General features: G+C 55.3%; 21 protein-coding genes and 1 pseudogene. 6 read left to right on the forward strand and 16 right to left on the reverse strand.

Features of this window, described 5'->3' with window-relative positions:
* Positions 1-4 precede the first annotated feature (4 nt).
* The 4 genes from NCG89_RS09175 to NCG89_RS09190 all read left to right on the forward strand — a co-directional run bounded on the left by NCG89_RS09175 (position 5) and on the right by NCG89_RS09190 (position 3124).
* Positions 5-691 (forward strand): hypothetical protein, encoded by a 687-nt coding sequence (locus NCG89_RS09175; RefSeq protein ID WP_251086228.1) that lies wholly within the window; start codon positions 5-7, stop codon positions 689-691.
* Positions 692-1075, forward strand: coding sequence for a DUF3703 domain-containing protein (locus tag NCG89_RS09180; RefSeq protein WP_251086229.1), 384 nt, complete (start codon positions 692-694; stop codon positions 1073-1075).
* A gap of 293 nt (positions 1076-1368) precedes the next feature.
* A complete protein-coding gene (locus NCG89_RS09185) occupies positions 1369-2706 on the forward strand; it encodes a wax ester/triacylglycerol synthase family O-acyltransferase (protein WP_251086230.1) in 1338 nt (445 codons plus the stop codon).
* 250 nt (positions 2707-2956) lie between these two features.
* Positions 2957-3124 carry a type II toxin-antitoxin system YoeB family toxin gene (locus tag NCG89_RS09190; protein WP_432757889.1) on the forward strand — a complete coding sequence of 56 codons (168 nt, stop codon included), beginning with the start codon at positions 2957-2959 and terminating at the stop codon, positions 3122-3124.
* A gap of 171 nt (positions 3125-3295) precedes the next feature.
* Here the strand turns inward: NCG89_RS09190 and NCG89_RS09195 are convergent, their stop codons facing one another.
* From NCG89_RS09195 to NCG89_RS09220, 6 genes are all read right to left on the reverse strand, one after another.
* Positions 3296-4063, reverse strand: a complete 768-nt coding sequence (locus NCG89_RS09195) for a hypothetical protein (protein WP_251086231.1) — start codon at positions 4061-4063, stop codon at positions 3296-3298.
* A 126-nt stretch (positions 4064-4189) separates the two neighbouring features.
* Positions 4190-5053 carry a DUF6236 family protein gene (locus tag NCG89_RS09200; RefSeq protein ID WP_251086232.1) on the reverse strand — a complete coding sequence of 288 codons (864 nt, stop codon included), beginning with the start codon at positions 5051-5053 and terminating at the stop codon, positions 4190-4192.
* A 105-nt stretch (positions 5054-5158) separates the two neighbouring features.
* The gene (locus NCG89_RS09205; protein WP_251086233.1) at positions 5159-5752 is read right to left on the reverse strand and encodes a hypothetical protein; all 594 of its coding nucleotides are present in this window, start codon (positions 5750-5752) and stop codon (positions 5159-5161) included.
* A gap of 85 nt (positions 5753-5837) precedes the next feature.
* Positions 5838-6155, reverse strand: a complete 318-nt coding sequence (locus tag NCG89_RS09210) for a hypothetical protein (protein ID WP_251086234.1) — start codon at positions 6153-6155, stop codon at positions 5838-5840.
* Positions 6156-6244: 89 nt separating this feature from the next.
* Positions 6245-6694, reverse strand: a complete 450-nt coding sequence (locus NCG89_RS09215) for a hypothetical protein (RefSeq protein ID WP_251086235.1) — start codon at positions 6692-6694, stop codon at positions 6245-6247.
* Positions 6691-7101 carry a hypothetical protein gene (locus NCG89_RS09220; RefSeq protein ID WP_251086236.1) on the reverse strand — a complete coding sequence of 137 codons (411 nt, stop codon included), beginning with the start codon at positions 7099-7101 and terminating at the stop codon, positions 6691-6693. The genes NCG89_RS09215 and NCG89_RS09220 overlap by 4 nt, the downstream gene beginning before the upstream one ends.
* A gap of 302 nt (positions 7102-7403) precedes the next feature.
* On the opposite strand from NCG89_RS09220, the pseudogene NCG89_RS16930 reads away from it, so the two are divergent.
* Positions 7404-7541: pseudogene (locus NCG89_RS16930) on the forward strand (integron integrase); the annotation flags it as partial.
* 79 nt (positions 7542-7620) lie between these two features.
* Here the strand turns inward: NCG89_RS16930 and NCG89_RS09225 are convergent.
* From NCG89_RS09225 to blaOXA, 5 genes are all read right to left on the reverse strand, one after another.
* Positions 7621-8043, reverse strand: coding sequence for a GFA family protein (locus NCG89_RS09225; RefSeq protein ID WP_251086237.1), 423 nt, complete (start codon positions 8041-8043; stop codon positions 7621-7623).
* Positions 8044-8122: 79 nt separating this feature from the next.
* Entirely contained in the window at positions 8123-9085 is a 963-nt protein-coding gene (locus NCG89_RS09230) for a sensor domain-containing diguanylate cyclase (RefSeq protein ID WP_251086238.1), read from the reverse strand.
* A gap of 195 nt (positions 9086-9280) precedes the next feature.
* A complete protein-coding gene (gene eutC, locus NCG89_RS09235; RefSeq protein WP_251086239.1) occupies positions 9281-10060 on the reverse strand; it encodes an ethanolamine ammonia-lyase subunit EutC in 780 nt (259 codons plus the stop codon).
* Between the two features lie 39 nt (positions 10061-10099).
* Positions 10100-11509: an ethanolamine ammonia-lyase subunit EutB gene (locus NCG89_RS09240; RefSeq protein WP_251086240.1), complete on the reverse strand. Its 1410-nt coding sequence runs from the start codon at positions 11507-11509 to the stop codon at positions 10100-10102.
* Between the two features lie 119 nt (positions 11510-11628).
* The gene (blaOXA, locus tag NCG89_RS09245; RefSeq protein ID WP_251086241.1) at positions 11629-12462 is read right to left on the reverse strand and encodes a class D beta-lactamase; all 834 of its coding nucleotides are present in this window, start codon (positions 12460-12462) and stop codon (positions 11629-11631) included.
* A 276-nt stretch (positions 12463-12738) separates the two neighbouring features.
* Here blaOXA and NCG89_RS09250 point away from each other — a divergent pair, with 276 nt between their 5' ends.
* Positions 12739-13206, forward strand: a complete 468-nt coding sequence (locus tag NCG89_RS09250) for a hypothetical protein (protein WP_251086242.1) — start codon at positions 12739-12741, stop codon at positions 13204-13206.
* Here NCG89_RS09250 and NCG89_RS09255 read toward each other — a convergent pair.
* The 5 genes from NCG89_RS09255 to NCG89_RS09270 all read right to left on the reverse strand — a co-directional run bounded on the left by NCG89_RS09255 (position 13203) and on the right by NCG89_RS09270 (position 16130).
* Positions 13203-13814, reverse strand: a complete 612-nt coding sequence (locus tag NCG89_RS09255) for an alpha-ketoglutarate-dependent dioxygenase AlkB family protein (RefSeq protein WP_251086243.1) — start codon at positions 13812-13814, stop codon at positions 13203-13205. The genes NCG89_RS09250 and NCG89_RS09255 overlap by 4 nt on opposite strands.
* Positions 13793-14038 carry an Ada metal-binding domain-containing protein gene (locus NCG89_RS16935; protein WP_432757875.1) on the reverse strand — a complete coding sequence of 82 codons (246 nt, stop codon included), beginning with the start codon at positions 14036-14038 and terminating at the stop codon, positions 13793-13795. Before NCG89_RS16935 ends, NCG89_RS09255 begins: the two co-directional genes overlap by 22 nt.
* Positions 14039-14047: 9 nt before the next feature.
* Entirely contained in the window at positions 14048-14740 is a 693-nt protein-coding gene (locus NCG89_RS09260; RefSeq protein ID WP_251089373.1) for a 2OG-Fe(II) oxygenase, read from the reverse strand.
* A gap of 12 nt (positions 14741-14752) precedes the next feature.
* Positions 14753-15691 (reverse strand): bifunctional transcriptional activator/DNA repair enzyme AdaA, encoded by a 939-nt coding sequence (locus NCG89_RS09265; protein ID WP_251086244.1) that lies wholly within the window; start codon positions 15689-15691, stop codon positions 14753-14755.
* Between the two features lie 106 nt (positions 15692-15797).
* Entirely contained in the window at positions 15798-16130 is a 333-nt protein-coding gene (locus NCG89_RS09270; RefSeq protein WP_251086245.1) for a YciI family protein, read from the reverse strand.
* Between the last annotated feature and the right edge of the window lie 161 nt (positions 16131-16291).

Below are 16291 nucleotides of genomic sequence, written 5' to 3' on the forward strand. Positions count from 1 at the left end.
AACCATGACACCAAGCCCTGCTGTTTCGGTGGCACCCATCGCCTTTTGCACCGCCGCCCTCAGCCTGGTCACCATCCACCTTTGCTGGTGGCTGGCGAGCTGGCAGGGGATGATCGACTGGTGCAACCCCTACTGGGCGGACTGCGTCAGCATCAGCAAAACTGGCCGTCAGGGTGTGGCCTATTTTGTATTCAAGGGCGGCATTATTCCCACCTGCGTGCTTCAGGGGCTGGTCTGGCAGCTCAGCCGGCAGTGGCTGACCTCCCTGGGCAGCAGCGGTGGCAAAGCACTGCCCTGGCTCGGGTGGGCGGCCGCCGCGGCGCTGGTGGTCTACACCCTGTCACTGGGCCACGCCGGCGACACCTTCCGTCTGCTACGCCGCTTTGGCGTAGTGATGTATATCGCGCTGAGTTTCTTTTGTTTTGTCGCCTGCGCCGCAGGTCTGATCCGCAGCCCCCTGCAACGGGCGGGCCGGGCGATGTTGGGCTACTCTCTATTCACCCTGGCGGTGGCGATATTCTCCCTGATCCTGGATGGTCTGCTGGGAGAGACCTACAACCGGGTAGAAAATGCCTTTGAGTGGTGGCTATTGATGATGCTGAATCTGCAGCTGTTCGCCCTTGCCGCCCTGTGGCAGCGCAGCCAGTTTCGGCTGACCTTTTCCAGCAACCCCCACCCCAGAGCGAAATAAATGGCACAGCAGAAAACATCCTACCGCCGGGCGATTGCCCCGGAGGTGACTGCGGAGCTCAACGCCGCCAGACGCTGCCTCAGCGAAGGCCAGGCACAGACAGCCTTTGAGCATCTGGAAAATGCTCACATTCTCGGGCAGGCCTGCACCTCCCTGCATGTAAGTGCCCACTATCAAATGCTGCGTTGGGCCTTTCACCAGCGTGATTGGCGGGAGGCTGCCGGGCAAGTCCTGCGCATTGTTGGTGCCGCCAGCAAAACCGCCATCGGCCTGGTGCCCAGCGGCAATACCGGCGGCAGCAATATCAGCCCCTTTGCCAGGCTGCCGATCCGCGATGACCTGGCCACAAAAATCCGTCGGGCAAAGGCGCAAACGCTGAACTAAGCTTTCGCCTATAACACAGCGAAATCCAACTGTGACCTGTGGGGTAATCCTCCTGCACCAGGTGCTGAGGCATAATTTACAGCGTGTTGAGCAAGTCCCGTAAGGGGCAACACAACAACCACGGCAACACCGACGCGGCACGCAAACCAACGATAACAAGCGGCTGCAACCACATTCCGATCCTGCATTACGGAACACACCCAGCGATACCCTCGCGGGAGACCTGCGGCTGTCTGATATTCGACACAGCGCAACAATAACGACAAGAAACAACAACGGAAGGTGCAATTACCATGATGAAACTCGCCGATGCGGGCTTTCTGCTCGCCGAAACACCCCGAAGTGGCGCCCAGGTCAGCATGCTGACCACCTGGCACCTCCCCAAAAATGCACCGGCAACGTATCTGCGCAATATGGTGGACCGCTGGCGTCAATCCAGACACTTTGAGGAGCCCTTTAATCTGCGCCTCAAACCGGGCCTGCTGCCCGACTGGGAGCGGCTCGCCCCCCACCAGATTGACCTGGACTACCACCTGCGCCACTCAGCGCTGCCCGCGCCCGGCGGCGAACGGGAGCTGGGCATTCTCGCCTCGCGCCTGCACTCCAACCCCCTCGACCGCACCCGCCCACTGTGGGAAATGCACGTGATTGAGGGTCTCGAGCGCAACCGCTTTGCCGTGTTTCTCAAGTTGCACCACTCCCAGGTAGACGGCATGGGCGCCATCGCCATGATTGAACGCTTCTTGAGTCCCGACCCCAAAAACACTAACACGCCGATCTGGTGGGAAGTTCCACCCCGTCCCTCACCCCCACCTGAATCGGCAACTAAAAAAAGTCGCTTTGCGCTACCCCGGTTAGACAAGCTCGCCTGGGCACTGGGCGACATTTACCTCAACCGCAGCGATGACAACGTGAGGCCCTTCACCTCGCCCAAAACCACGCTCAACGTGCGGCTGCAGCAATCCCGCCGGGTAGCCACCCAGCTGATTGAAATCTCCCGGCTGGAGCGCATCGCCAAGCATGAAGGCGTTTCCATGAATGACGTTGCCCTGTGCATGGCCGCCGGCGCCCTGCGCCGCTACTTGATTGAGCGCGGCGAACTGCCGGAAAAATCCCTCTCCGCCGGGGTGCCGGTTTCCATCAGAGACAACGAATCGGTCGGCAATGCCATTACCTTTCTGTTGGCCAAACTCAACACCGGCATTGCCGACCACTACGACCGCCTCCACGCCATTCATCGCTCCACGTCCTTGTCCAAGGAGCGCCTGCGCGGCCTGCCGGATAAAACCAGCCGGGAGCTACTCGGCGCCGCGCTGCTCGGGCCCTATCTTGGTCAAGTCGGATTAAACCTGGCCGGCCGCCTGACCCCGGTGCACAACCTGATCATTTCCAATGTTCCCGGCCCTAAGAAGCCCATGTACATGAACGGCGCCCAGATGGAGGCCTTTTACCCCATCTCCGCGGTCATGGACGGCCAGGCCCTGAACATTACCTTCCTGAGCTATGCCGGACACTACGCGGTGGGCTTCACCTCATGCCGCTACGGCGTGCCCAGCATGCAGCGCATTGCGGTGTACACCGGTGAAGTGCTGGAGGAAATGGAGCAGAAGCTGAAGGTTCACGCCGCTTGAGCAAAGCCGCAGACCAACCTGTTGCCCGACCGCGTTAGCGGTCGGGCGTTGGCATCTGGGACGACTACCAAGCCTTGGAAGACACAGCGTATCTGCTGAGGAGCCCCAAAAATATTCGCCGTCTGATCGAGTCTATTGCCGAGCTTGAGGATGGCAAAGGGCAAGAAAGGGACCTGGTTGAAAGAAATTAATTTTTGCGGAGAAGGAGTGGGAAGATGACCGCTACTGGCAAAGAACAGACAAACAAATACTGAAACGAATTAATACCCTTATCAAAGAAATCAGACGAGAACCTTTCGAGGGGATAGGAAAACCGGAGGCGCTCAAACACGCCCATTCAGGATATTGGTCTCGCCGTGACCTTTCTCTTTTTAGTCAGCGCGAAAATAGAAATCGCAATCGTAAAAAGGCCGAGTAGAAATTGACCAGTATCCCCAAGGATGGACGAAATATTTAACGCAAGCTCCATTACTTATCCTAATGCCTGAGCTCAACGGCATTTGAGGCGATGCCAGTTTTTGCGGTAGCAAAAATGGGCAGCGGGTCAAATGTCCGGTGCAACGATTTGTTGGGCGGCAACTCCACCGACCTATTCATAATCAATGAAATCGCACTGCATGTGCTTGTCAGAGCCATTCCACACGTAGGGATAAACGCCTTCATCCAAATCGCTGCACTTGATGCCCAGCAACATTTCATTCTGTGGGTTGGTCACGGCCTTGCGTGACGTGTAGTTCCAGAAAATATTTTCTGCCTTTTCAAACTTTGAAAGCTGGACGATTCCACACTCCCCAGTCGGCTCGCTGATGACACTCCAACCGCCGGAGGATTTTCTAAATCTCTGCGTGAACGGATTGATCGAAATCTTGCATGTCCGCAGCTCTCTCTCAAACGATACCCTGCCAATTGCGGCCAAATTTTCAGCACTCGGCTTATCGCACATCCTTTTTGATGCTACGGCCGATTTTTCAAAAAACTTAACTTCTTCAGCAGACAGCGCAGCCCACATTGTTGGATCAGGTGGCTCGACCGTTCCAGCAAGAATTCCTTCAAGCTGGATTGTGAATTTACATACTCCAGATAGCTCTTCCTTCAACTCGGCGGGCGTCATTTTCTTGAAGCTCGTTTCTGCGGCCCGTTTACGCTTTGGCCAATCGGATTCCTTTGCTGCATGCGTCGTTGAAACCTGAATAAAGTCACAAGAAATGGTTTCTTTTGAATCCGGTTTACAGTCAAAGCGAATTGCGTCGTTGTCAACAGTGCCGTGAACGGTTCCAAGCGTCGGATAGTCAACTGCGGCTACTGCAGAAGCCCAGGCAACCAGAGATACAGTCCATAGCGAATTAAGCTTCCTCATTGCGTCCCTCAACCTCCATCGCTTCTTGCCGCCCAACGCCCGCATTTGGAGCCGCAGTGGAGGCGCGAAGCGCCGGAATGGAGGTCCCAGCCTCATAGGGGCGAACAAGATGTGTTTGTTATAGACTTATTCACCGATGATGCCTTCATCGCTGGCATGAGATAAAAAAGCAAGTGTTGAACTATTGGCAGCTGGCTTAAAGCTAGCGCCATATGATGCCTTTAATTTGAATAAAGAAGCTAACCCACCAGCTATTGTACCAACTGGCATCGTAAACCCATTTGTAAAGAAATCGAAAGCTGCGCCTCCTGCAACCGACTGGATAAACTTGCCACCATCTAAATTAAATGACGCAGAAAAATCAAATTTCGAAGTTTTTTCCCAGCGTTCATCAGCTACTACATTCAAGTTATCAATGCTGGCCCTAAGCTCTCTGATGGAAACAGCAGAACCAAGATCTGGATCTGGGTTTTTGAGGGCCTCAACATATGCCGCTTCGATTGCCTGGTGAAGAGCCTCTAGCTCGTCACCTCTGCGTTCCTTAAATTCTAATATGTCTGGAATTGGAACTTCACCCTCAGGAACTGGTAATAAATTGATAAGTTCAAATCGAAGCGAATGCTTTTCCTCACAATATTCTTGAGGGATGTTCAATTTGTTACCAATTTGATGAAGCGCCCAATCTATGGATTTGTCTTCTTCTATAAGCTTTTTCGCAACCAGAGATTGCGCTACGGCGAAAGCATGGCCTAAATCCGCACCACCGAAAGATCCCTGAAACCCTACCCGGGGGCGTTCTATGACTCCACTTTCGATTAATATATCCTCATCAGGAAGCCCAATGTAAACCAAATTGTTACCCGGTATTACAACTCTGTCCCAGTACAAGGCGTAATAACGAATCTCCTCGAGAGATAACCCTCTCTCCATCGTAAAGCCATTGCCTTGAATGTTTATTATTGCTGGTGCCGCAATCACTCCACGATTCATTGTTTTCCTCCACACTCGAGGAGCCTATATCGCCACAAATACAAGCCGAGCGACAGCGAGGTCCAGCCAGCGCTCCTTTTGCGCTGGCGATTGTGCTTGGCTTTGTTATGCATTTGACTCAGAAACTAACTGTTTGGCTGTATCAGTAGCGATATTTTCTGCCATAAATATTCCCGCAAGGGTTGCTAGGCTTAATGTCACAATTGCCCACGGTGCATATAGTTCAGGGCCATTATTTGAAAATACGTAATTAGCCCCTAAGAGCATATATAAAGCTGGTATACCTGTGGCAAAGTACATAACCAGGAAAAGCCATTTTCTTCTATTTAAGTTGATTCCATTTTTAACAGATAGAGAGCCAGATTCGTAGCATATATCAATATATTTTTTGCAGGACATATACCTTTTTATCTTTTGAATAGGCGATCGTCTTTCTAAGAAAAATGATATTTCTTGCCAAGATAATAGTTTTCCAAAATGATCTTCGAAGAGAAGCTCCTTAAGGAATATATTTCTCTCGCTCTGAGGCAAGTCAAAATATTCCTTTATATTGCCGAGTGTCTCCGTTTTTCGAATTTTATGCTGCTCATATTTACTCTTTAGGATTTTATATACCCAAAGAGCTCCTAGGCATATTAAGAGCCATGAGCTATCCATTGATAACACGTTTGCCAGCTGCTTTAGTACGGTTACTTCCATCTGATCTCCTTATGCATAACGCCCGGCGCAGCGGGCAAATTGAAGCGAGGAACGAGCGGAAATTTGATCCGGCTGCCGCCGCTTGTTATGAAAGCCCATAGACCAACCCAACTGCTATAAGAACACTGCTAACGACCCCAGCAGCTCTATGAAACTGCATGAGCTTTGGGCTGCGCTTTACAAGGAATGCCAAGTAAGAGCCCAGCCAGACAATAAGCCCCAATATGCCCAGGTTCACTAAAATTGCAGCAACCCCCTCAACCTCAAATGCATTCCCAAACTTGGCTCCATACACAGCCCTACCAGACAGCAGGTTATCGAACGTAAGGAATAACAGAAGGCCCACAACAAAGAGAACAGGGATCATTCCGGCCATATATATGAAGTTGGGTCGTTTACTCATATTCATAACGCCCGCAGCAACCGCGGATTTGTAGTGGAGCCGCAGGCGGAACGAAAAAGCCGTCGGATTGACTGCGATTGTTAGAGCTTTCAACCACCAAAGCCAATTAGAACTCCACCACCAGACATTGTATTATTTGAAAAATTAGACCCACCAACTTTCAGGCTTGACTTATCTCCATATAGATTTAGCCCAATGGGCCTGAGATCCATCTGGGTCACCACGCCTTTTTCTGGCGATTCCTGTCGCACCACAAGCACTATCTTGTTTTCTATTTTGATTTCTATACTTCCGTGCTTTTCAAGCAGCTCAACTGCAGGGTGCTTAGATACTGAAGCCTCGACTATGGAAACAAATTCTTTGGTTTCTGGATTGCTTATAGCCTGAAGCCAGATTTGTGGTTTTTCTCCACTGCCAATAACCAACGGCAATTCATCTCCAACTGCGACTATATGGCCGCCGCCTTTCATTGTGTTACTGCAAATCACAAGGCTCTCATAGGGAACATAGCTTTTTGGCAAATTTTCTCGCGTAATCATTTTTCTCCCTCCTTCATCATTTGACGCATTTTGGGGGAGTTATCGAAATGGTCTTTGAGCTTTCTCATTAACTTTTTTCTATCATCGGGCAAACAGAGCCCAATAACGTATAAGATGATTGATATGGCTATGCCAATACCAAGGCCTATCCATTCTCCTTTGTAGATCACCACCGATGGATTTGTCTGCTGGGATATATATTTACCGAGCAGAGTTAGGCCTATACCAATTGAGGTTAACAGAATCGAGTTCGCCCAATTGAAAGTGACAGGCTTTCCATTCTTTAGATGTTCGTAGTCGCGACCGGTGAGATGGTAATCTTCCTGCCACGTCCCGATACTCATACCTGAAATCAACCCGCTGACAATCACGGGCTGATCTATTTCTTCATTGATTCTATCGTTCATGCATCAAGTCCATGATTGAGCTCTAACAGCATGTTAATGAGGCCAATGGCCTCATAATAATTATTAGCGTGAAGTCATCATAATTTTCACGATTTATCTTGCGGCCTTGCAACCTGTTGAAAATCAACATGAATTTTTTCAGCCAGCCACGGTATTGGCGAAATCGTGAAACGTTCACGATAATGAGACTGTCGGCCATGGAATGGCCATTGATAGGTAGATCTCAGGGAGGAGTATTCACCCATGCCACGTTCACCTTTTCTCGATTCCGTTCAAAAATTTATGTGGTTCGGCGTTATAGTATGCGGTCCGTGAAGCCTTATCAGCAATCGATCAAGTATTTCATACCCTTTCACGGCATGAAACACCCGTCAGTGTTGCCGCCTTTTGCGGTTAAGGCGTTGCTCACTTTCCCGATAACTGAGCGCAATGTGTCTGCGGCAGGGCAGATACATTGCCTTAAATACACGGGTGCTTTTCTACACTACGTTTGTGCAGCAACCTACGGGCGGGCTGACGTCAAACGCCACCCTGTTTGTCGAAGGTTTCCACGCCATCTGGTATATGAAACCAGTCCTGCTTTTCACTCACCCACAGGTGCACGGTCGGCTGTAGCACCCGGGTGTCTTCCAGGCTGGCGGCCTTGAGCTTGAGGGTGTCTGGCGCATCGGGATTATAGTGGTACATGCGGTTGCCGCAGCCGGGGCAAAACTTGGCGTAGTTTTTATTGCCGCTTTCAGCCAGACGCTGCCATTCGACTAGCTCGCCAACAAACTCCACATCGTCGGTATTCACCAGTGCGGTGATGCTAAAGGCACTGGTGGAGAGTTTTTGGCATTGCCGACAGTGGCAGGCAACCACTTTCAGAGGCGGTGCTTTCAGGGTGTAACTGACCTGGCCACACTGACAACTGCCTTTGAGGGGATAGCTGATTTCGCTCACATGATCTCCTTAATGAGGCTCTTCTCAGGTCTTGAGGCTTGTCGCTTCATTTAGGCAGCCCACGGCAGCCGTGTCAAAATCAGCGCTGTTTTTTCTGCTCGTACATCAGCGCATCGCCAGCGGCCATTAACTGGTCGATGCTGTGATGTGCCTCGGCGTCAAAGCCTACTGCGCCCCAAGAGAAGGCGATTTCATAGCCCCGCTCAGGTTGGTGCTGCTGATTATGCTCGCACATGCGCTGCTCAAAACCCGCCATCAGTTCACGGGCGTGTTCCATACTCGCCCCCGGTAGCAGTACCACAAACTCGTCGCCACCCAGCCGTGCGAGCACATCGGTGCTGCGCAAACTTCGGCGCATGGTGGCGGCAAATGTCGAGAGAACACGGTCACCCTCGGCGTGCCCAAAGGTATCGTTAATACCTTTGAACTTGTTCAGGTCGAAATACACCAGCGTTGCCGGATCTTCGCGCAACCGGCAAACATCAATCATGTGTTGGCCCAGCATAAGAAAGCCGCGCCGGTTGGCCAGGGTGGTTAATTCGTCGACCGTCGCCATTTCAATGGCGGCCAATTCCCGCTCGACCATCAGGGTGAGGTCGCTGAGGATGCGGCTGTCTGCCTCGCTGAATTCCCGGGGTTGCCGGTCAATAATGCAGACCGTGCCGAGCTTGCGACCGTCCATTGCCCGCAGCGGGCACCCGGCATAAAAACGAATTCGGGGTTCGCCTTGCACCAAGGGGTTGTCAAAAAAGCGCTGATCCTCACGGGCATCAGAGACCACGAACACCTCGTCACCCAGCACCGCATGACCACAAAAGGAAATATCCCGGGGTGTCTCGGAGGCATCCAGACCCTGGCAGGATTTGAACCACTGCCGTTGTTCGTCCACCAGACTTACCAGTGAGATCGGCACGCCAAACAAGCGCTGGGCGATGCGGGTCAGGCGATCAAATCGCTCCTCGGCAGGGGTGTCGAGCAGGTTCATTGCGCGCAGCGTTTTCAGACGTTGGGCTTCGTCGTGGGGGAGTGGAGGGGCAATCACATTATGCTCCGGTGCGGAATAAGCAGTGGAAATAGGACGGAAGGGCAGCAAAGACCGGCTACCAAAATCGCATTATTACCGCGCCAGCGCAGCCAATGGCAAGGGCCGCACACAGTAAAGCGAACTAGTTAGCAATGATTTCGCCGCTACGTCACAAAGTGCTGGGTTTGCCACCACACCGGTGCGATGCAGACGCTAGCGCAAAAACGGAATTGCCGATTCTGTGTCGGCCTCCAGCTGCTGAGAATCGTCCTTCAAGCCGACCCCGGTCACCCCTTTGCTAAGGGCTTGCTGAATTAGATAGCAGCAGGTTTGGGCTGCCCGTTCGTAAGACAGCCCCTCGGGCCGGATATTGGAGATGCAATTGCGCTGGGCATCGCTGCAGCCCCGGCGGGGCCGATAGGTGAGGTACAACCCGAGGCTATCTGGCGAACTCAGGCCCGGGCGCTCGCCGACCAACAACAAGGTCATTTTCCCGTCGAGGGCCTCACCAATATCGTCGCCAATAGCCACCCGGCCCTGATGCACCAGCAGCGGCGGCGCCACAACAACCTTGGCCTCGGCCATTTCAGCCTGCCACGCCGCAAGAAAGGGCAGGGCATGCCGGTTAATCGCGGTGGCGGACAAACCGTCGGTCACTATCGGCACCACGTCTGCCGCTGCGGCATCAGCTTTGTGTTGTTCTGCCAGCTGCTGCCAGTCCGCTTCATTGAGCTGGCGCCCCAGGTCTGGCCGTTGCAGATATTCAGCCCGGGAGGGCGCTCGGCTGTGCAGAATCGATGCCGCGCCAAACAGATCTCTCAAGCCGCCAAGCAGCGCCGCCTCATCGAGCGACTGGTGTACCGCATCCCGGGCCCGGGCATGATCCAGCTGAAAGGCCAGCGTTGCCGAGGTCGGCAGCGATGCCCCCGCCCGGCCCAGGGCAATGCGGGCGCGAGTGAACTGCCGCAAACCCTGCCAGGGATCATCCGTCATAAGCCTTCCTCGTGGCCGACGCCTTTGCGCAAAGCTCAATCATGATTGCTCATCTCCCGACCGCCCAACCAAGCGCAGGGCGTCGGCAAAGCGCGGCGGCAATTGCCCCCCGGCAGCGAGCCGGTGGGGCTCAGCAAATATGCCGGTCTCCAGCAACCACTGCTCAAATTCCGGCGCTGGACGAAGATTCAGCAGCTGGCGGATATACAACGCATCGTGGAAAGAGGTGGCCTGATAGTTGAGCATGATGTCATCACTGCCGGGAATACCCATGATGAAGTTACCTCCGGCCGCCGCAAACTGGGTGAGCAGCATATCCATATCATCCTGATCCGCTTCGGCATGATTGGTGTAGCAGATATCACAGCCCATCGGCAGGCCCAGCAACTTACCGCAAAAATGATCTTCCAGCCCTGCGCGCAGAATCTGTTTGCCATCAAAGAGGTACTCGGGGCCGATAAAGCCCACCACGGTATTCACCAGCAGCGGTGAAAATGCCCGCGCCACCGCATAAGCCCGAGCCTCCATAGTTTGCTGATCGACACCGTGGTGGGCATTGGCCGACAACGCGCTGCCCTGGCCGGTTTCAAAGTACATTACGTTATCACCGAGGCTGCCCCGCTGCAGCGACAGCGCCCCGGCGCGAGCCTCGGCCAGCAGTGCCAGATCGATACCAAAGCTGCGGTTTGCCGCCTCGCTGCCGGCGATGGACTGAAACACCAGGTCCACCGGCGCACCCCGATCCATTGCTTCCAGCGTGCTGCTGACATGGGTGAGCACACAGCTCTGGGTGGGAATTTCAAAGCGCTGAATCAGTTCATCTAACATCGATAGCAAGCGGCAAACGGTTTGCAGGTTGTCGCTGGCCGGGTTGATGCCAATCACCGCATCGCCACTGCCATACAGCAGGCCGTCGACAATACTGGCAGCAATGCCCGCGGCATCATCGGTGGGGTGGTTGGGCTGCAGGCGGGTGGCAAACCGGCCTTTCAAGCCCAGAGTATTGCGGAATCGAGTCACCACCTCGCACTTGCTGGCCACCAGAATCAGATCCTGAACCCGCATCAGCTTGCTGACGGCGGCCACCATTTCCGGGGTCAGCCCCGGTGCCAGCGCCGCCAACATCGGTCCGTCCACCTTCATATCCAACAACCAGTCGCGAAACCCACCTACGGTTAAATGACTGACCGGCGCAAAGGCAGCAGGGCAGTGAGAATCGAAAATCAGCCGGGTGACTTCGTCCGTCTCGTAGGGCACCAGTGGCTGTTGCAGGAAGGTGGTGAGCGGCAAATCCGCCAGGGCAATCTGGGCCGCCACCCGCTCTTCATTGGAACGGGCGGCGATTCCCGCCAGTACATCGCCACTGCGCAGCGGGGTCGCCTTGGCCATCAAATCGGCCAGGTTATGGAAACGGTACTGACTATCGCCGAGACGGCAGGTGTAGGACATGGCAGGGCCGGTCGCCTGAGGTCGGTTTACAGCCTTTGAAATTAACCCGGCTTTGGCGGTGGAGTAAAGCAACGCCGAGGGCCAAGGGCCAAGCGCCAAGGGTTTGCGCGGCTAGTTCGTTACAACAACCCCAGCAGGGACAAGCTGGCCCGGGCGAGGGCCTCGCGCTGCGCCGCTTGGTCTGGCGACTGAATATCCATATTCATGCCAAAGGCATAGACCTTGCCGTCTTTCTCCACCCAGCCAACCCACCAGCCCACTCCCGGGCCGGGCGCATTCTCCCAGCCGGACTTGGCAAACAGGGCTACCCCAGGCGGGGCAGGTTGGGCGATGATCTCACGCACATCGGCTTGGGACGACGGGCGGTAAGGCAGGCGCTGCTGGGCTAGCGCCGTCAGAAAGCGCAGCTGCTCCAACAGGCTGATTTGCAGGGGGCCGTCCAACCAAAAGCGGTCGACTTCGCTGCCGATATCGGCGTTGCCATAACCCAGCCGATTGAGTTCGCGCTGCATGACCTCCGGCCCGATCCGGCGCGCGAGTTGCTGATAGATAGCGGCGTTAGATACGGCAATTGCCTGACGCAGACTCATATCCTGCTCCCAGCCGGGAAAGGGTTGGGGAGAGCGATCCCAGGGCAATACCTCGTCCACGCTGGTCACCGCCTGCGCATGAAGACCGATCAGGGTATGGGCGACTTTGAATGATGACGCTGGCACAAAGCGCTGTTTGACCCGACGATGATCGAAGCCGACCAGGCGCTTCTCCTGTGGGTCCAGCATGGCAAAGGTGCCGGTCACCCCGGCCTTGTCGAATAGCGCGGCAATGGCCGCTGACTCCTGCCATTGCAGCACAAAACACTGCTCGCTCACCCCGGTATCGCCAGAGTGAAGCTCGGCCCAAGCCTGTGGCACCCAAAGCAGCATGCCCAACATCACAAGCCGTATTGATGGCATTCTGATCATGCTCCCCGGCAATTGCATTGGCGCCCTTTATGACACAGCGGCCCTGCGGGCTGCGCGACCCGCTTCAAATATTTGTCATGTTTTTGCGTTGCGCCATCCTGAAAATGTAGTGATACTTCAACAATTTGACGCATCGGGCTGGCGCCGAGCCACCGATGTATTACACTCACAATCCACGGTATACGGCACAGAGCCAACCGCAGTCGCAAAGCAGGCCCACGCGCTTTTACTTTGCCATCAGGGATTGTCGACAAAAGGAATTTGTCCATGAAACGACCTTTGCTAACGGCACTATTGTTGATCCTGAGCGCCTGCTCGGTCTACGACCCTGTGCCCGAGGGCTATCAAGGCCCCACCGCCACCATTCAAGATTCTTACAGCAACAAGAAGCCGACCAGCGCCCATTACTTTCTCCTTGAGCGCATCGATGGCAAGGGCATTGCCAGTAGCTGGATGGCCAGCAAAGCCGCCAACCTCGGCCACCCCCACGACTTTACGCCCAACATGCTATCGCGTCAGGTACTGCCCAGTAAGCAGACCTTCACCCTGGTGGGGCTGATCTTTTTCCCCTCGGAGGTCGAGGGCCGCTTTGCCGATGAGCGCACGGTCCAGAAGACCATCACCTTTACCCCCAAGCCCGGCGAGGCCTACACCGTAAGAGGCCACATCGACACCCGCCGCTCCGATGTCTGGCTGGAAGACTCCCAGGGTAACCGGGTGAGCCCGAACCCTTAATCGGTGGTATTGATCGTGCGGAAGGTCAAATTCACCCGGGGCTCGTGAACCTTTTTGGTGGGCGGCAGGCGGTGCAGCCAATGGCGCTGGGTCGCCCCCTTCATCACCAACAAGCTGCCGTGCTGCAGCTGCACCGCGACCACTTCTTTGCTGACTTTGTGCTTGAAGCAAAACTTGCGGCAGGCACCCAAACTCAGGGACGCAATCGCGCCATCCCGCTTAAGATCAATCTCGGCATCACTGTGCCAGGCCATGCCCTCGGAGCCGTCGTGGTAGAGGTTTAGCAGGCAGGAGTTGTAAGTCTCGCCGGTCTCCCGCTCCACCAATGACTTCAGCGCCCGCAATTGGTCGGTCCAGGGCAGGGCCTGTTTGCTGGTGTTGGAGTAGGTGTACTGAAAGGGCCGGTCGCCATACCAGGCCACCTTGCGCCGGGTGACAATCCGCTTGCCAAAGATCACCGCCTCGTCGCAGCGCCATTCGATGTCGGCCAGCAGCTGAGCCAGATGCGCATCAGCCTCCGGGGCAGACAGCACCACCTCGTGGTAGAAAACGTCACCGTCACAGGGGAGCAGGCTGATCGCATCGTCTAATGAGTCGAACAAATCCATCGCTGATAGTCCTGCCTTAAGCAGTTGCCACAAGGCCGAAAGCCCGCCGCCCGAGCCTCGGCCGCATTCCGAAAGAACACCCGGTTAGCGCGCTTCATGCGCTGGCCCGAGGCGCACGCCAGGCTGCCGTATATTTTCAAGCGGGCATTGCCCGCCAGGCAAACTTGCCGCCGGCGGATCAATCCTCGCAGGGCCCGACCGCTGACCGCCGTGTGCGCTAGCATCGGCGAGGCTCAACTGAGGGCATCGTGAAAGATCACCCCCAGGGTGTGGCGATGCCCCCAGTGCACCTCACTCACCCCGTGCTTCATTGGGCTTCGAGAAAACCCGCGCGCAGTTTTCACCGGCCGAAAGCGAGTGGCGAAAATCAGCATGTCACCCAAGCCAAGGTTGAACACCCGGGCCGCCGATTGGGCTCTAGGGGTTTGCTGGGTGAGCACAAACTCACCGCCACCAAAATCAGTACGTGGGTTGTTGAGCATAAAGACCACCTGCAGCGGAAAATACACTTCACCGTAAATATCCTGGTGCAGGGTATTAAATCCGCCTTGCCCGTATTTCAAAATCAGTGGGGTGGCCTTGCACTGCCCCTGGGCCCGGCACTGGGCCAACAGTGCGTCCAGTGAGGGGGGAAATTCCCGGGCAATGTTGAGCTGTTGCATCCAGCGATTGGCCACCGGCACCAGATGGGGGTAAACCGCTTGCCGCAGGTTTTCCACCACGTTGGGCAGGGGATAGTCAAAATAGCGATACTCACCCAGACCATAGCGATGGCGCGCCATCACCACCGTTTTGCGATAGCCGGAGTCGGTGTAACCCGCAATCAACTGCTGGCAAATATCGGGTGGCAGCACCCCCGACACCTGGGCGAAGCCCTTGGCATCCAGAGCCGCACCCACCTCAGACCAATCAATGTTGGAAAGCATTGTCACCCGACATTACTCCCCGCCAGCCTCGGCAGCACGGCCGTGCAATCGCGCCGCCTCCCACGCGATCAGGGCAGATTTTCGGGTGGGGCCCCAACGATAGCCGCCCAGCTTGCCGCTGGCCTGAATCACCCGATGGCAGGGAATTAAAAAGGCGACCGGATTGCTGCCAATGGCGGTACCCACCGCCCGGGATGCCTTGGGCTGACCCAATGCGTGGGCAAGGTGGCCATAGCTTCGCAATTGGCCTTCGGGAATTCGCAGCAAGCTCTCCCAGACTTTTAACTGAAAGGGGGTGCCCTGCAGATGCAGTTTTATTGTGCTGAGCGGGACAGGCTGCGTACCGCCGGTTTCGCCAGCGGGACGAAAGATAGTCAGGGCCGCCCGCTGATGCGCGTCTTGACCCGCCACATAGCTCGCTTTGGGAAAACGGTGCTGCAATTCGGCCAGCGCCTTTGTCGTCTCGTCCTCAAAGGCCAGATGGCAAACCCCTTTATCAGTAGACGCCACCAACACCTGGCCAAAGGGGCTATCGGCAACACTATGGCGGATGGTGAGGCCCTCGCCGCCCTGGCGATATTCCCCGGGGGTCATGCCTTCGATCTTCACAAACAGATCGTGCAATCGGCCACTACCCGACAGGCCCGCCGAATGGGCGGTTTCCATCAGTGATCGGGGCTCCTGCAATAAGCCCTTGGCGTAATTCAGGCTTAAATACTGGATAAATTTCTTCGGACTCACCCCGGCCCACTCGGTGAACAGGCGCTGAAAATGAAAGGGGCTCAAGTGCACTGCCGCGGCCACCTCATCGAGGGAGGGCTGACGGGTAAAGTGGTGCTGCAGGAAGTCGATGGCCAGGGCGATGCGTTGATAGTTAGTCTGTCCGTGACCAGCCCGTGCAGACAACGTCGACAGCGGGATTGTGCTCTGCGGAGTGCTTGCCTTGCTCATTATGGTCGCGCCTTTCGCTGAACCCTAAGGGAGTAGATGGCACTTTAGCGATCACAGCCAACACGATCGACCCGATTCTTGCGCACCTTGCTGCTATTTGCCCCGCTCAGCCCTGCAATTCGCGAATTGGTCGCACTTCGATGGTACCAATACGGGCAGGCGGAATTTTGGCGGCCTTATCCAGCGCCTCATTGAGGTCCCGGGCTTCGAGCAGGTAAAAGCCCGCCAGCTGCTCCTTGGTCTCGGCAAAGGGGCCATCGGTCACGCTGACCTTACCATTGCGCACCCGCAGACTGGTCGCCGTGGCCACCGGCTGCAAGGCCTGCCCCGCCACAAAATGGCCGCTGTCCATCAACCCGGACACACAGGCCATGCACTCCCGATCATCCATGGTGGCCATCAACGACTCCTCGCCGTAAACCAGACACAGGTATTTCATTTGTGACTCTCCATTTTTAAATGCAGCCATTTCTAAATACAGCGATTTCTAAATTCGGCCGTTTCTCATTTTGGCCACTGCTCAATTTGGCCATGGGGATGACACCGGTGAGTGTCCCTTTCACCTCTAGTCGAATGTCAACGCGGCAATTCGACAGTCCG

The sequence above is a fragment of the Spongiibacter taiwanensis genome, from assembly GCF_023702635.1.
Classification (GTDB): domain Bacteria; phylum Pseudomonadota; class Gammaproteobacteria; order Pseudomonadales; family Spongiibacteraceae; genus Spongiibacter; species Spongiibacter taiwanensis.

Coding starts and splice junctions, on each gene's coding strand:
- NCG89_RS09195 (WP_251086231.1), bottom strand. CDS start 4,063: ATGAGGAAGCTTAATTCGCTATGGACTGTATCTCTGGTTGCCTGGGCT.
- eutC (WP_251086239.1), bottom strand. CDS start 10,060: ATGACGGATGATCCCTGGCAGGGTTTGCGGCAGTTCACTCGCGCCCGC.
- NCG89_RS09210 (WP_251086234.1), bottom strand. CDS start 6,155: ATGAGTAAACGACCCAACTTCATATATATGGCCGGAATGATCCCTGTT.
- NCG89_RS09270 (WP_251086245.1), bottom strand. CDS start 16,130: ATGAAATACCTGTGTCTGGTTTACGGCGAGGAGTCGTTGATGGCCACC.
- NCG89_RS09265 (WP_251086244.1), bottom strand. CDS start 15,691: ATGAGCAAGGCAAGCACTCCGCAGAGCACAATCCCGCTGTCGACGTTG.
- NCG89_RS09255 (WP_251086243.1), bottom strand. CDS start 13,814: ATGGATTTGTTCGACTCATTAGACGATGCGATCAGCCTGCTCCCCTGT.
- NCG89_RS09220 (WP_251086236.1), bottom strand. CDS start 7,101: ATGAACGATAGAATCAATGAAGAAATAGATCAGCCCGTGATTGTCAGC.
- NCG89_RS09205 (WP_251086233.1), bottom strand. CDS start 5,752: ATGGAAGTAACCGTACTAAAGCAGCTGGCAAACGTGTTATCAATGGAT.
- blaOXA (WP_251086241.1), bottom strand. CDS start 12,462: ATGCCATCAATACGGCTTGTGATGTTGGGCATGCTGCTTTGGGTGCCA.
- NCG89_RS09250 (WP_251086242.1), top strand. CDS start 12,739: ATGAAACGACCTTTGCTAACGGCACTATTGTTGATCCTGAGCGCCTGC.
- NCG89_RS16935 (WP_432757875.1), bottom strand. CDS start 14,038: ATGCTAGCGCACACGGCGGTCAGCGGTCGGGCCCTGCGAGGATTGATC.
- NCG89_RS09185 (WP_251086230.1), top strand. CDS start 1,369: ATGATGAAACTCGCCGATGCGGGCTTTCTGCTCGCCGAAACACCCCGA.
- NCG89_RS09200 (WP_251086232.1), bottom strand. CDS start 5,053: ATGAATCGTGGAGTGATTGCGGCACCAGCAATAATAAACATTCAAGGC.
- NCG89_RS09215 (WP_251086235.1), bottom strand. CDS start 6,694: ATGATTACGCGAGAAAATTTGCCAAAAAGCTATGTTCCCTATGAGAGC.
- NCG89_RS09260 (WP_251089373.1), bottom strand. CDS start 14,740: ATGCTTTCCAACATTGATTGGTCTGAGGTGGGTGCGGCTCTGGATGCC.
- NCG89_RS09175 (WP_251086228.1), top strand. CDS start 5: ATGACACCAAGCCCTGCTGTTTCGGTGGCACCCATCGCCTTTTGCACC.
- NCG89_RS09240 (WP_251086240.1), bottom strand. CDS start 11,509: ATGTCCTACACCTGCCGTCTCGGCGATAGTCAGTACCGTTTCCATAAC.
- NCG89_RS09180 (WP_251086229.1), top strand. CDS start 692: ATGGCACAGCAGAAAACATCCTACCGCCGGGCGATTGCCCCGGAGGTG.